General features: G+C 34.2%; 13 protein-coding genes. 3 read left to right on the top strand and 10 right to left on the bottom strand.

Annotated elements, in window-relative coordinates:
• Positions 1–56: 56 nt before the first annotated feature.
• Together HGK31_RS03435 and HGK31_RS03430 are read left to right on the top strand one after the other, a co-directional pair.
• Positions 57–2,072 carry an FG-GAP-like repeat-containing protein gene (locus tag HGK31_RS03435; RefSeq protein ID WP_233450968.1) on the top strand — a complete coding sequence of 672 codons (2,016 nt, stop codon included), beginning with the start codon at positions 57–59 and terminating at the stop codon, positions 2,070–2,072.
• A 72-nt stretch (positions 2,073–2,144) separates the two neighbouring features.
• Positions 2,145–3,059 carry an ABC transporter ATP-binding protein gene (locus HGK31_RS03430; RefSeq protein ID WP_191858491.1) on the top strand — a complete coding sequence of 305 codons (915 nt, stop codon included), beginning with the start codon at positions 2,145–2,147 and terminating at the stop codon, positions 3,057–3,059.
• On the opposite strand, the gene HGK31_RS03425 is transcribed toward HGK31_RS03430, so the two are convergent.
• From HGK31_RS03425 to HGK31_RS03410, 4 genes are all read right to left on the bottom strand, one after another.
• Positions 3,052–3,513, bottom strand: coding sequence for a 3-oxoacyl-ACP synthase (locus tag HGK31_RS03425; RefSeq protein WP_191858490.1), 462 nt, complete (start codon positions 3,511–3,513; stop codon positions 3,052–3,054). The genes HGK31_RS03430 and HGK31_RS03425 overlap by 8 nt on opposite strands.
• Positions 3,503–4,198: a monofunctional biosynthetic peptidoglycan transglycosylase gene (gene mtgA, locus HGK31_RS03420; RefSeq protein WP_191858489.1), complete on the bottom strand. Its 696-nt coding sequence runs from the start codon at positions 4,196–4,198 to the stop codon at positions 3,503–3,505. The genes HGK31_RS03425 and mtgA overlap by 11 nt, the downstream gene beginning before the upstream one ends.
• 2 nt (positions 4,199–4,200) lie before the next feature.
• Entirely contained in the window at positions 4,201–5,316 is a 1,116-nt protein-coding gene (locus tag HGK31_RS03415; RefSeq protein ID WP_191858488.1) for an NAD(P)/FAD-dependent oxidoreductase, read from the bottom strand.
• Between the two features lie 72 nt (positions 5,317–5,388).
• The gene (locus HGK31_RS03410) at positions 5,389–8,457 is read right to left on the bottom strand and encodes a reprolysin-like metallopeptidase (RefSeq protein WP_191858487.1); all 3,069 of its coding nucleotides are present in this window, start codon (positions 8,455–8,457) and stop codon (positions 5,389–5,391) included.
• Positions 8,458–8,559: 102 nt separating this feature from the next.
• On the opposite strand from HGK31_RS03410, the gene HGK31_RS03405 reads away from it, so the two are divergent.
• Positions 8,560–9,087 carry a hypothetical protein gene (locus HGK31_RS03405; RefSeq protein WP_191858486.1) on the top strand — a complete coding sequence of 176 codons (528 nt, stop codon included), beginning with the start codon at positions 8,560–8,562 and terminating at the stop codon, positions 9,085–9,087.
• Between the two features lie 29 nt (positions 9,088–9,116).
• Here HGK31_RS03405 and accC read toward each other — a convergent pair whose 3' ends face one another.
• The 6 genes from accC to pdxA form a co-directional block, all read right to left on the bottom strand.
• Positions 9,117–10,469 (bottom strand): acetyl-CoA carboxylase biotin carboxylase subunit, encoded by a 1,353-nt coding sequence (gene accC, locus HGK31_RS03400; protein WP_104735152.1) that lies wholly within the window; start codon positions 10,467–10,469, stop codon positions 9,117–9,119.
• 108 nt (positions 10,470–10,577) lie between these two features.
• A complete protein-coding gene (gene accB, locus HGK31_RS03395; protein WP_104735151.1) occupies positions 10,578–11,072 on the bottom strand; it encodes an acetyl-CoA carboxylase biotin carboxyl carrier protein in 495 nt (164 codons plus the stop codon).
• A 35-nt stretch (positions 11,073–11,107) separates the two neighbouring features.
• A complete protein-coding gene (locus HGK31_RS03390; protein WP_104735150.1) occupies positions 11,108–12,103 on the bottom strand; it encodes a beta-ketoacyl-ACP synthase III in 996 nt (331 codons plus the stop codon).
• A gap of 176 nt (positions 12,104–12,279) precedes the next feature.
• Positions 12,280–12,483, bottom strand: a complete 204-nt coding sequence (gene rpmF / locus HGK31_RS03385; RefSeq protein WP_103050696.1) for a 50S ribosomal protein L32 — start codon at positions 12,481–12,483, stop codon at positions 12,280–12,282.
• Positions 12,484–12,490: 7 nt separating this feature from the next.
• The gene (locus tag HGK31_RS03380; RefSeq protein WP_104735149.1) at positions 12,491–13,033 is read right to left on the bottom strand and encodes a YceD family protein; all 543 of its coding nucleotides are present in this window, start codon (positions 13,031–13,033) and stop codon (positions 12,491–12,493) included.
• A gap of 72 nt (positions 13,034–13,105) precedes the next feature.
• The gene (gene pdxA, locus HGK31_RS03375; RefSeq protein ID WP_191858485.1) at positions 13,106–14,152 is read right to left on the bottom strand and encodes a 4-hydroxythreonine-4-phosphate dehydrogenase PdxA; all 1,047 of its coding nucleotides are present in this window, start codon (positions 14,150–14,152) and stop codon (positions 13,106–13,108) included.
• Positions 14,153–14,173: the final 21 nt, after the last annotated feature.

Here is a 14,173-nt window from a genome sequence, read left to right as displayed (position 1 = left end):
AATTTAGTATTTTAGGGGACTTTTCTAAAGAAGTGTTAATCAAATTAATAGCGAATATGAAAAAAATATTACTCCTAGTCACCCTACTTTCTACCCTGCTTAACTATTCGCAAACTAATTCAGATACCTGTGCAGAAGCTGATGCTGATACACCTATAACCGGTCCTGGTCTATATACTGTTGACGCTATAAATGGTAGCGAAATGCCTCCTGAATTTTGTGTTGGTAACGGAAACAATGTTACCGCTGGTGAATGGTATAGGTACATTCCTTCTGAAGACACTTATATGACTGTCACTACTGAATTATCTCAAAATTCAGGAGGTGATACGCGTGTACATATTTACAGTGGTAATTGTGGCGCATTGGTTTGTGAAGGAGGTGATGATGATAGTGGCGATATTGGTAATGGTTATTTGTCAATTGCTTCACTAGATGTTGTTGGTGGTCAGACATATTACATTGTATTTGATGATAAATGGAGTGCCAATGGATTTGATTTTGAGATTTATGAGGGCGATCCTCCTCCAGGTCCAGATCCTGCACCTGTTACGTTTGCAACTAGTAACATAAGCGTTACAGGTTCTAGTAGGGCAGTCGTTGATATGAATGGTGATTATCTAGATGACATTGTGAGTATAACTGCCACTAATGTTAATATTCATTTACAAAATGGATCTGGTGGATTCACAGAAACCAATATTACGACATCAAACGCCGATTTCACACCAGGTTGGAGTTTAGCAGCTGGAGATTATAATGCAGATGGATTTACTGACTTATTATATGGTAGTGGAAGTGGTGTAACTTTCATGCGTTCAAATGGTGATTTTACGTTTACAGAGTTTTCTGGTACAGAATATGTGTTTTCTCAACGTTCAAATTTTGTCGATATCAATAATGACGGACATTTAGATGCTTTTGTTTGTCATGATATTGATCCCAATGTTTTTTACATTAATGATGGTAGTGGGAATTTAACCTTTAATCAAGGTGGTTTAGGAGACATAGCTGGTGGTGGAAATTATGGTTCCATTTGGATAGACTATGATAATGATCGAGATATTGACTTGTTTATAGCTAAATGTCGAGGTGGGTCTACGACTATTAATATTAACGAAATGCATACTAATAATGGTGATGGTACTTTTGTTGAAAATGCATCTGCAATTGGTTTAGCTGATCCTTTACAAACTTGGTCTTCTGCTTGGGGCGATTTTGACAATGATGGTGATATGGATGTTTTTGTTGGAGCAAGTTCTGGATCTCATAAACTAATGCGTAACAATAATGGTATTTTTGAAAACGTTACGGCATCTTCTGGTGTAAGTACACTAACTGCTACTGGAATTGAAAATGCTACTTACGATTTTGACAATGATGGAAACTTAGATATTGCATCAAATGGCAATATCTTGTTTGGTAATGGTGATATGACATTCACAGTTTATACCAACCAACTATCAAACGGATCTTTTGGTGATTTAGATAATGATGGTTTTATTGATGCTTTTAATGGAAGTACCTTTTACAGAAATGAAGGCAATGATAATAATTGGACTAAAATAACTACAGTTGGAACTGATAGTAATATCAATGGCATTGGCGCACGTGTTGAAGTTCACACTGCTTCAGGAGTGCAAATTAGGGATGTTCGCAGTGGTGAAGGATTTCGTTACATGAGTTCCCTAAATACCCATTTTGGATTAGGAACTGAAGACACAATTGAAAATATTATTGTTTATTGGCCATCAGGCATTATAGATAACATTCAAAACCCTCCTATTAATGAAAGTACAGTTATCATAGAGGGCGAATCATTATCTGTTGAAGACCATGAAATATCAGATTTAGTTATTTATCCTAATCCTGCAAAAGAGATTATAAACTTTGAATCTCAAGCAGGCTTAATTAATAGAGTAGCTACCGTTATTGATATTAATGGTAAGCGTGTTTTAAATGCAAAATTAGAAGGGAATTCGCTTAACGTTTCAACTTTAAATAGTGGTTTCTACGTTTTAAGAATAGAAAATGAAGGTAGAGTTGTCACAAGAAAATTTATAAAGGAATAATTACTTAAATTTCAAGTTAAAAAAAAATTCGCTCTAACATCGAGCGAATTTTTTTTGCTTTATTTTTGTCCCATGCTTCAAATAAAGAAAATAACTTTTAGTTATCAAACAAAACCTGTTCTGCGCAACCTTAATTTATCGATACAAAAAGGAGAGCATGTATCTATCATTGGTGAAAGTGGCTCTGGAAAAAGTACATTGTTGAAACTTATATATGGTACGTATGATTTAGATGAAGGTCAAATTTTTTGGGGAGAAACCGAAATATTAGGTCCTAAATACAATCTTGTTATTGGTTATGACTTTATGAAATACGTGGCTCAAGAATTTGAGTTAATGCCTTTTATTAGTGTTGCTGAAAACATTGGCCATTACCTATCTAATTTCTTTCCTGAACAAAAAGAAGAGCGCATTTTAGAACTACTAGAAGTCGTAGAGTTAACAGATTTTGATAAGACAAAAGCAAATTTGTTAAGTGGTGGGCAAAAACAACGCGTTGCACTAGCCAAAGCATTGGCTAAAGACCCTGAATTAATTTTATTAGACGAACCGTTTAGTCATATCGATAATTTTAAAAAGCACCAATTAAGACGACGGCTTTTCAAATATTTAAAACAAAAACAAATAACATGCATAGTTGCAACACATGATAAGGAAGATGTTTTAGGATACGCTGATAACATAATAGCACTCCATGACTCAAGAGTGATTGCAACTGAAAAACCAGAAGAACTATACAGAAACCCAAAATTGCCATTAATAGCTGCATTTTTTGGAGAATATAGTGTTATTGAGCCCTATGGGATTATTTATGCACATCAATTACAAGTTGTCGACAACTCTGATATTGAAGTAGTAGTAGCAAATTGTTATTTTAAAGGCGATTATTATTTAATTGAAGCCAACTACAACGAAAATAAGGTCTACTTTCAGCATCACGAAACTTTAGGTATAAATGATTGTGTTTTCATTAAAGAAACTAACTAACCTTCTCAATTAAAAATTTTAGGTTATTGAATTCAACTTCGCTGCCTACTGTTTTGCCTAGCAGCAATTTACCAATAGGCGTTTGTGAGGAAATTCCATAAAACACCACATCATTAACTTGTAATTTTCCTGCGCTAATTGCTATAAAATAATTTGATTGCGTTGTATGAACAATACTCCCTAAACTAATATTTATAGAAATTTTATCCGTTTGAATTTTAGAGAGGATTTCTTGCTGTTTCTCTAGTTCGGCTAATTGTTTTCCTAGTTTTTCGCGCTCTATTTGTAACATAGCTCGCCCAGTTTCATGCTTATCACCTGCACTACTTTTAGTTTCTGTGGTTAAAGCTTTGTTTGTATCTTCTATTTGGGATAGGACAATCTTTAATCTGTCTTGACAAAACCTATAACATTGTTCAAATAATTTTACTTTTATTTCTAAACTACTTGACATGGGCTATTTCATAATTAAGTTTTCCAAAATACCCCATTTGTTTAACAATCCAATTAACTCTACTTTGAATATAATTTGAAGCCGGTCGTGCCTTGTATTTTCTAGGGTTAGGTAGAATAGCAGCAATACTGGCTGCTTCTGACGGTGATAATTTTGATGTTGACTTTTTAAACCAATATTGAGATGCTGCCTCTGCTCCATAAATACTATTACCCATTTCAATACTGTTTAAATAAACTTCCATTATACGCTCTTTACCCCAAATATGTTCAATCAAAAATGTAAAATACACTTCTAAGCCTTTTCTTAACCAACTACGTTCTGGCCATAAAAATACATTTTTAGCTGTTTGTTGGCTTATGGTGCTGCCTCCTTTTACACGCTTACCTTTTTTATTGTTTTCTATAGCTTTTTCTATGGCCTTCAGATCAAAGCCGTTATGAATTAAAAAATTTTGATCTTCACTGCAAATAACTGCTAATTGTAAGTTTTTGGATATGTTCTCTATCGGTTCCCAATTATGATTGATTCTAATTTCACTTCCGTTCTGATAACTTTCAATGCTTCTAATAACCATTAAAGGAGTTAATTTAACAGGAACCCATTTATAGAGAAAGACCAGAAATAAAGAAAATAAAATCAGTCCTAAAAAAAGTCGCCAAAAGAATCTAATTATTTTTCGCATTTTTAATCTAGTAAATTCGCTAAATCAACACCAACGGAACTTCCTATTGCAACTCCCATACCTCCTAATCTAACACCACAATAAACGTGATTGCTAACCTGTTTTACAATAGGTTTTTTTTGATTACCAATACCCATGATTCCGCTCCAACGATAATCTACTTCGAATGGTTTATCAGGTAATATAACCGTTTTTAATAGGTCTTCAAGTTTATCCTGAATCCGTTTTGTTTCAATCATATCAGTTGTTTCTTCTCCTTTAAAGTCTAAATTTCTACCACCTCCAAATAATACTCTGTTATCTATATTTCTAAAGTAATAATAACCTCTGTCTAAATGAAAAGTTCCTTTAATATGGAGCTTGTCAATAGGTTTAGTTATTAAAACTTGAGCTCTAGCGGGTTTGACTTCTTCATCTAACAACTGTTTGGCAAATCCGTTTGTTGTGATGCATAATTTATTAGTTTTGAAATTAAAGTAGTTGGTTTTAATTTCAACGTGAGTATTTGTGCATACAAAATCTTCAACTGTTATACTATTTAAAATTCTAATTCCATTAGATTGTGCTTTAGAGAGTAATGCCTGCATCATTTTACCAGTATCAATCTGGCCTTCAAACTGGTTTAATAGATACTTTGGTTTGATATTCTTAAATTCAAAAATATTTGATTTAATACTATAAACAGATTCCTTAAAAATTGGTTTTAATAGCTTGTTAATTGTTTCTTTATGAGATAAGCATTCTTCAAATAACTCATTATCATCGCAGTTGAATAATTCAAAACCACCAAATTGCTTAAAGTCAATATTTGAGTCTGACAAATTTTTACGTAATAAGTCTAAACCTTCCTTTCGCTTTTTAACAATTTTAAAAACCTCTTCTTCTGTGTGTGTTTTAAGGTCGTCAAGAATTTCACTCAAGCTTCCAAAACAGGCAAAACCAGCATTTTTAGTACTTGCGCCTTGAGGCAATACACCGCGCTCTAATACTAACACATTTGCTTTGGGATATTTATACTTTAATTGAATCGCACAGCTTAAACCCACTATTCCGCTGCCAACTACCGTATAATCAACATTACTAAACCATGTTTTTATTTCCCAATATGATAAGTTCATGTAACAATAATTAAAATTCAACAATACAAAAAAAGCTCCTTAAAAGGAGCTTTTTTATGAATATTATAAATTCTATCGAATTATTAATTTTTTCGTAGCGGTTTTTGAACCACTAGTTACTTGCAACATATAAATCCCCGTTGAAGCTGAACTTAAATCAATTGTTCTGTTGAAAGTTGTTGTATTTTCAAAGTAGTTATTATAAACTTTTCTACCTTGAATATCAAATAAAGAAACGCTAACATCTTCATAAGAACTAAGCATTACAGTAACCTCACCACTAGTTGGGTTAGGGTAAACATTAAATACGTCAAAGCTAAACTCATCAACACTTAACCCATCAATAACTTGAATATTAACTAGCAAATTAGGCAGTGTTCCGTCATTGTTGTCATCTACATCAACTCTAAATCCATCAGTCGTATCCACAGATGAAGTTGTTGTGTAAGTAACATTTCCTGAATTCACATCAGCTTGAGTAAATGTGTCATTAATTCCTAAAGCCGCACCATTCAGATAGACTGTTCCTTCCGTAGGTAAAACGGTAAGCGTAAACTCAATATCAGATGGGTTAGGTGTGTTTGGACTAGCGACAACTAAATGAGTGTCATCAATAGTTGCTGAAGACAGCACATCTACTTCAACAGTTGTCTGCGTAATTCTTTCTGGAGCAAGTACCGCAACAAAACCTGAAGTACAGATTTCGACATCAGCAAAATTAAATACCATATTAGTGGCTCCAATATTGGCAGCCATTAATACCCAAGTCCCATTCATTTCTTCACCATAAATAGCACTTAATGGTTCTCCAACTCCAGGCGCTGGTAAAGCAGTACCTGTAGTTGGGTCTTGACCACAAACTACTTCTCCTGCAGCTTCACTATCCCAAACAACTTGCATATTAGCTCCAGAGGCACATTGACCATTTGCATTGTGTGCATAGGCTCTAGTACCACCTGCACTAACAATTGCCATATGTAATTGCCCAATATTCGGTGTCGTTATATCATACTTGAAATTAACATCTGTAATTGTACCACTGTCAGGTATATTAACTCCAAATTGCTCAAATGCAGTAGCATTAGTACCTAGCGTTTGATTAAGATTAAATGTGTAAGTTTCACACACATCACCTGCTGTAATATTGTAACCTATAGCTATTCTCGAGGTATTAATATTGAAAAAGATATTTCCACTTCCTTTTACCATCACTAAACAATCTTCAGCTAAAACATCAGGAACAATAATATCAGCAGATCCATTATTAGGAACAGCAGATGCAAGAACGGTATCAAAAGTCATTCCGCCGTCTGTGGATAATAATATATCAACATTAGGTGTGTTAACTGCTCCAGCATTTGTTCCAGCAACATTCCACGTTATTGTTTCTGTATTACCTGCAGACCAAGTTACTGGCGTACTTTGTGATGTTACAGCAAAAGGTCCTGATGAAGTTGAAGTTGTAACTGTCATAATATCAGTAGCTGTTTGACCTCCTCGAGGGTCATTATCTCTAACTGTAACTCTAAAATTAATGGCTCTAGATATAGAAACCAATTTTTCCCAATCGGTTGAACCACCTGACTGCAATAAATCAGGTATATTAGGAATATATCTTGTAGGATTTGTTGTCCCTTCAAAAGATCGAACTAAAGGGCCTGTCGCTGTTGTCTCGGTTGGAGCTCCAGCTGGACCTAAATCCCATTGTTCCCAAGTGTAAGTATGCGTATCAGTAGATTCTCCATCTGTAGAAGAAGCTGTTAGCATGTAAGGTGTTGATATTGGAACAGTGTATGAAGCTCCTGCGTCGGCTGTTGGAGCTGTATTTCCAGTATCAGTTTGTACACCACATTGACTATTTCCAGCAGAAACATTTGCCCAAATTCTTTGTAAGCTTATTTGATGAAAATAAGCATCACTATTGCCTTGAACATTTTGAGGTGCACATATTCCTGCATAAGCCATAATAGTGGTACCACTACCAGGTTCATATGCGTTTGATGGTGATCTATTAGAACCTGAACAATTTCCAGTACTTCCATTAAATGTGTGAGGACCTCCATATTGATGACCCATTTCATGACACACAAAATCAATATCATAGGCATCACCAACTGGTTGTGGTAAACCTGTAATACCGCGCGCTTTACTTCCGTTAACACAAGGAGAATTCAATTGAGCTAAACCTCCACCTCCGGTGCTAAATGTGTGTCCTATATCATAATTTGCGGAGCCTATAGCACCATCAATAACTGTTTGACTTTGGTTTATTAATGTTCCTGCATTATTATTATCAAATGAATCAGAAACAATGTATATAATGTTTAAATTATTTGGTACCAAAGTCATGGTAATTGAAAGTTCTTTCTCATATACGCCATTAACTCTTGTCATAGTCACTACCATAGCGGCCAAAACAGCGTCTTTTCTATCAGCTACTGAATCTGCGGCAGTTAAACCTGCAGCTGTCCAATGAAAACTTGCATATTCAATAGTACAAGCAAGGGCTAATCTAAAAGTCCTCATTTTACCGTCGTTGGCATTTCTTTGAGCCATAACGTCAATATCCAAATCTTCAGCTATCAATCCCTCGTCGTCCACCTCACAAACAAAGCTTCTGTTTCCAAATGGTAAATCTCTTTTTGCATAAACAATGTAAGCATTAGAATCTCTGGTATATGGATCTATAAATTGAGTTCCTGTTTCAGAGGATAACGTCATTGTATGCAATCCTTGAGGTGTAACACTGAAACGGATTAAAGTTTCTGGGTTTTCAACACTTTGACCAACATAGGATCTTATATCTGAATATTGAGATTGAAGTTCGGCAGCCATTACAGAAGCCTCATAAACTTTAAAAGTTTCAAATGTACCATCAGTATTAGGGAAATCAACCAGCACATTTGAGTCTTCTAAAAACCTATCTCTTTGCGGTGCGTTTTGTAATTGCTGTTTGAATTCTGTAATATCTAATTGGTAAAAATTAGCTTTTTCAGGAGTTGATTTTCTAAAAACCAAATCATTGCTCTCTGCTTGGTTTTTGGTTACTTTAGTCCAAACCGACTGCCTATTTTGAGAAAAAGCAGAAATTGTAAATACTAAAGCTAGAAAGAAAGTTAACTTTGCGTAATAATTTCTCATAGCGAAAATGTGTTTTTAATTATTTAATCTCATAAAATTAAGACCTTAAAATCAAAATAGCAAAGAAATATACTCAATAATAAAAAGAATTATATTTGACATATGAGAAATTTGATTATTGCTGTTTGTTATGTACTAGTGTTTTCTTGCTGTGTTGGTCAGAAAAGTTCAATATCTGAAAAATCCCACCCATCCATATCCCAAACATATTGTCCTGAAGATGGAATTTGCAAATTTGAAGTTCTAACTAATAAATCACTTTCCCTAAATTATGATAGTACTGGTCAATTATATCCAGAAATCATTGATTCAAAAGAAATTGTTGTTGTATTTGAGTATAAACGCAATGACATTCCTGATACTCAAGACAGCCATTATATAGAAAAAATATATTTAAAATTAGACCCAAATAATTTAACAACAAATATCAAAGATTCAGGACTTAAAGCCACGAAAGCCATATTTGCTCGGCTTTGTTTTTGTAGAGGTCAAACAGGATATTATGAAATAGAAAAAGGGAATCTTCTAATTACAAAATTGAGTCAAAATCTTTACAATTTAAAATTTGATTTTGAAATTGATGCCGTTCCTCAAGTCATAAAGTCAATTTCTGAAACTATTCAATTATAAAAAAGCCTCTAAATTTAGAGGCTTCTATCTTATTCTTCTTCTGTTTTTTTAATAACAAAATCTTCCATAAATTTTGTTGTGTAGTTGCCTGCCAAATAATCAGGATGCTCCATTAATTGACGGTGAAAAGGTATTGTTGTTTTAATGCCTTCAATCACAAACTCATCTAAAGCACGTTTCATTTTATTAATAGCTTCTTCTCTTGTTTGAGCCGTAGTTATAAGTTTAGCTATCATTGAATCGTAATTAGGCGGAATCATATAACCTGCGTAAACATGGGTATCTAGTCTAACACCATGTCCGCCTGGCGCATGTAGGGTTGTTATTCTACCTGGTGACGGTCTAAAGTCATTGAATGGATCTTCAGCATTAATTCTACATTCAATTGAATGCAAATTAGGTGTGTAATTTTTTCCTGAAATTGGAACACCAGCAGCGACTAATATTTGCTCACGAATCAAATCAAAATCAATAACTTGTTCTGTGATTGGATGCTCAACTTGAATACGTGTATTCATTTCCATAAAGTAGAAATTCCGATGCTTATCAACAAGAAACTCTACGGTTCCTGCTCCTTCATACTTTATATATTCAGCTGCTTTTACAGCTGCTTTACCCATTTTATCTCGAAGTTTATCTGTCATAAACGGAGATGGGACTTCTTCTGTTAACTTTTGATGCCTTCTTTGTACGGAACAATCTCTTTCAGATAAATGACATGCCTTTCCGGTTGAATCTCCTACTACCTGAATTTCAATATGTCGTGGCTCTTCAATAAGTTTTTCCATATACATATCGTCATTTCCAAAAGCAGCTTTAGACTCTTGTCTAGCTGAATCCCAAGCATCTTTAAGCTTTTCTGGTTTCCATACAGCTCGCATGCCTTTACCACCTCCTCCTGCTGTTGCTTTTAGCATTACAGGGTAACCAACTTCTTTGGCTAGTTTTTCACATTCTTCAAAATCAGCAATAATGCCATCGCTTCCAGGAACACACGGTACGCCAGCTGCTTTCATAGTCGCTTTAGCTGTAGCTTTGTCTCCCATTTTGGCTATCATTTCTGCCGAAGCACCAATAAATTTGATTCCGTGTTCTTCACAAATTTTAGAAAATTTTGCGTTTTCAGACAAAAATCCATAACCTGGATGAATAGCATCAGCATTTGTTATTTCAGCAGCAGCTATTACATTGGACATTTTTAAATAGGATTCACTACTTGGTGGTGGTCCTATACAAACGGCTTCATCAGCAAATTTCACATGAAGGCTTTCGGCATCAGCAGTAGAATAAATTGCTACGGTTTTAATGCCCATTTCTTTACAGGTTCTTATCACACGAAGTGCAATTTCCCCTCTATTGGCAATTAATATTTTTTTAAACATAACTTACAGTCTTAAAAATTTCTAATTCCAAGCCTCAAATTCCATCTATTGGATTTTTGAGTCCCAATTATTCTAATTTTGAGATGAGAATTGGAATCTTTAATTTGGTTATGATGGATCAACTAAAAATAATGGTTGATCAAATTCTACTGGAGACGAGTCATCAACTAAAACCTTAACTATTTTACCTGAAACTTCAGATTCTATTTCGTTAAATAACTTCATTGCTTCAATAATACAAAGCACATCACCTTCTTTTACGGTTTGACCAACTTCAACAAACACTGGTTTGTCTGGAGATGGTTTGCGATAAAGCGTTCCAATAATGGGTGATTTAATGGTTATGTATTTTGAATCATCTGAACTGGCTGTTGTTTCAGTAGCTGGTGCTTGCGCTGGAGCAGGAGCAGCTGGTGTTGCAGCTGACACCGGTGCTTGAGCTACTGGAGCACTAACTGGGACTTGCTGAACGTATGTGGTTGATTCCTTTTCGTCACTTCCTGTTTTGATTGTAATTTTAACATCATCAGTTTCTAATTTAACTTCGCTAGCGCCTGATTTTGCTACAAATTTTATTAAATTTTGAATATCTTTTAAATCCATAATAATTTAATTTTTTAGAATTTGTTAGTTGTTAGTTAGGAGTTATAAGCCCATTTTAAATATATAGATCCCCAAGTAAATCCACCGCCAAAAGCAGCAAATATGAGGTTATCTCCTTTTTTTAATTGTGTTTCGTAATCGTTAAGTAACAATGGTAGAGTTGCAGATGTGGTATTGCCATATTTCTCAATATTCATCATGACCTTTTTTTCATCCAAACCCATTCTGTTTGCAGTGGCATCAATGATACGTTTATTGGCTTGATGAGCTACTAGCCATGCAACATCACTTTTAGACAAATTATTTCTTGTCATTATTTTTTCGGCAACATCAGCCATGTTAAAAACTGCATTTTTAAATACAGTTTTACCATCTTGAAAAACATAGTGTTTCCCTTCTGCTACAGCTTCAGGCGTAGATGGGTAAGATGAACCTCCGTAAGTTGCTTGTAAAAATTCTCTTCCAGAACCATCACTACGTAAATATTCATCTTGCAACCCTAAACCTTCATTATTCGGTTCAAATAAAACAGCGCCAGCACCATCTCCAAAAATGATACAGGTTGCTCGGTCTTTATAATTTATAAATGATGAGTTTTTATCAGCACCTATAAGTAGTATTTTCTTGTATTTTCCAGACTCTATGTAACTAGAAGCTGTTGACATCCCGAATAAAAAGCTTGAACACGCAGCCTCTAAATCAAAAGAAAAGGCATTTGTGGCTCCAATTTGAGTGGCTGTATAAGCAGCGGTTGATGCAGCTTTCATGTCTGGTGACGCTGTCGCGACAATTACTAGATCTATTTCCTTTGGGTCTAATCCTGTTTTATTTAATAGGTCTTTGGCAGCATTTATAGCAAGAAAAGAAGTTCCTTTTCCGTCTTCTTTTAATATGCGCCTTTCTTTAATACCTGTTCTTGTAGTTATCCATTCATCATTTGTATCAACCATTGTTTCAAGAATTTGATTGGTCAATACGTACTCTGGCACATAGCCACCTACAGCTGTAATGGCTGCTGAGATTTTACTCATACCGTTATAATATTTCACTAAAATCGTATAAAAAATACTGATTCTGCACAAAAAATGACAAAATCAGCTAATTTCAGTCTAATTTAATGCAAATTAAGTGGTTTTTATGTTCTATAAAAATTTATCATAAAAAAAACGCTCATGAATGAGCGTTTTATTATATGCATGCATAACAACTATGCTAAATTTTCAACCTCTTCAGAGTTATCAATTAATACTTGACCTCTGTAATATAGTTTACCTTCATGCCAGTGCGCTCTGTGATATAAGTGCGCCTCTCCTGTAGTAGGACACGTAGCAATTTGCGGAGCAGTTGCTTTGTAATGTGTTCTTCTTTTATCTCTTCTTGTTTTCGAGATTTTTCTTTTAGGATGTGCCATTTTATTATTATTTATCCGTTAATAGTTTCTTTAATGTATTCCAACGAGGGTCTGTTTCTTCTGAAGCAGAATCGTTTAATTTTTCAGCCTTTGGGCTTAATTCTTCTAATTTATCAAGTATTTCAGAGCCAATAGAGCCATCTTTAATTCCTGGGTGGAGTCTTTTTCTTGGTACGCCTAAAACAATAAGTTCATAGATATACTGTTGAACGTTTACCTCATATGCACCATGTGGCAAAACGAGTAAATCAATTTCTTCATCATTAAATTCTTCTCCAAATTTCACAACCAAATCAAAATCACTTTCAATTTCCTGATTGTAGGGTTCGTTTGTTACATCACAATGAACATTAACATAACCAGAAATTTTAAAATTTAATTCCAACAAAGTTGATTTTTTGTTTAATTCTAGATTAACTGCTACTGAAGCATCGTTAAAATCCTGATAATCAAAAAAATCAAAGAACGTTTTATCTATTTTAAACTCAAATTGATGTTTTCCTTCTTTTAGCCCTACAAAAGGTATTGTAAATGTTTTCAATTCCTTCATTCTCCATCTATTTTGAGCCTGCAAATATATAAAATAATTTTCAGCTTAAACCACTTATAAACATTTTTTTGTTTATATCTTTTTTTGTCCTTTTTTCAAAGGGTTTTGACTCAACAATTTGTTCTCTTTTCTGTTTTTATAAAGCTGAATAGCTAAATAAATTGCTTCTTTAAAAGAACTTTCGTTTGCTTCGCCTTTTCCAGCAATTTCATAGGCTGTTCCATGGTCTGGCGACGTCCGAATTTTAGATAAACCCGCAGTATAATTTACTCCCTTACCAAAAGACAGTGTTTTAAAAGGGATTAAGCCTTGGTCATGATAGGCTGCAACAATGGCATCAAAATTTTTGTAATTTCCTGATCCAAAAAAGCTATCTGCTGCATAGGGTCCATAAACCAATTTACCATTTTCAACCAATTCTTTCAAAGCAGGTCTTAAAACCGTATCGTCTTCTTTTCCAATTACACCGTTATCACCAGTATGAGGATTGATGCCTAAAACTGCAATTTTTGGTCTTCTGATATTAAAATCGGTTTGAAGTGTATTGTAAATAGTATTGATTTTTTTATCAATTAATTCTTTTGTAATATGGTTTGAAACCTCCTTGACCGGCACATGGTCAGTTAACAAGCCCACTCTCAAATCGTTAGACACCATAAACATCAAGCTATCGCCTTCTAATTCTTTCGCCAAAAAATCTGTGTGTCCAGGAAACTTGAATTTTTCAGACTGTATGTTATGCTTATTAATTGGAGCAGTAACCAACACATCTATTTGGTCATCTTTTAAAGCTTTTGTAGCCTGTTCAAGTGATTTAATAGATAACTCTCCCATTTTTGGGTTTTCTTCGCCAAAGTGTATATCAACTTTTTCATTCCAGGCGTTAAAAACATTTATTTTTCCGGGTACTAAATCACTTAATTTATTGATTCCGTTAAATGATAACTCAAAGTTGAAATGATTTTTTAAAAAAGATATTGTTTTTACCGATGCAAAAATAACAGGTGTAAAAATATCCAAGGTTCGATTGTCCTCCAATGTTTTTAAAACAATTTCTCCACCAATACCATTTAAATCACCTATTGATATTCCAACTATAACATTTCCGTCTTTCTTCATTTAGTTTGCAACTTAAGTTTG

This window comes from Hanstruepera ponticola (assembly GCF_012931685.1).
GTDB lineage: Bacteria > Bacteroidota > Bacteroidia > Flavobacteriales > Flavobacteriaceae > Hanstruepera > Hanstruepera ponticola.
This window is presented reverse-complemented; position numbering and strand designations above follow the sequence as displayed.

Coding starts and splice junctions, on each gene's coding strand:
- pdxA (WP_191858485.1), bottom strand. CDS start 14,152: ATGAAGAAAGACGGAAATGTTATAGTTGGAATATCAATAGGTGATTTA.
- HGK31_RS03425 (WP_191858490.1), bottom strand. CDS start 3,513: ATGTCAAGTAGTTTAGAAATAAAAGTAAAATTATTTGAACAATGTTAT.
- HGK31_RS03430 (WP_191858491.1), top strand. CDS start 2,145: ATGCTTCAAATAAAGAAAATAACTTTTAGTTATCAAACAAAACCTGTT.
- HGK31_RS03380 (WP_104735149.1), bottom strand. CDS start 13,033: ATGAAGGAATTGAAAACATTTACAATACCTTTTGTAGGGCTAAAAGAA.
- HGK31_RS03390 (WP_104735150.1), bottom strand. CDS start 12,103: ATGAGTAAAATCTCAGCAGCCATTACAGCTGTAGGTGGCTATGTGCCA.
- HGK31_RS03405 (WP_191858486.1), top strand. CDS start 8,560: ATGAGAAATTTGATTATTGCTGTTTGTTATGTACTAGTGTTTTCTTGC.
- accB (WP_104735151.1), bottom strand. CDS start 11,072: ATGGATTTAAAAGATATTCAAAATTTAATAAAATTTGTAGCAAAATCA.
- HGK31_RS03435 (WP_233450968.1), top strand. CDS start 57: ATGAAAAAAATATTACTCCTAGTCACCCTACTTTCTACCCTGCTTAAC.
- mtgA (WP_191858489.1), bottom strand. CDS start 4,198: ATGCGAAAAATAATTAGATTCTTTTGGCGACTTTTTTTAGGACTGATT.
- HGK31_RS03415 (WP_191858488.1), bottom strand. CDS start 5,316: ATGAACTTATCATATTGGGAAATAAAAACATGGTTTAGTAATGTTGAT.
- rpmF (WP_103050696.1), bottom strand. CDS start 12,483: ATGGCACATCCTAAAAGAAAAATCTCGAAAACAAGAAGAGATAAAAGA.
- HGK31_RS03410 (WP_191858487.1), bottom strand. CDS start 8,457: ATGAGAAATTATTACGCAAAGTTAACTTTCTTTCTAGCTTTAGTATTT.
- accC (WP_104735152.1), bottom strand. CDS start 10,469: ATGTTTAAAAAAATATTAATTGCCAATAGAGGGGAAATTGCACTTCGT.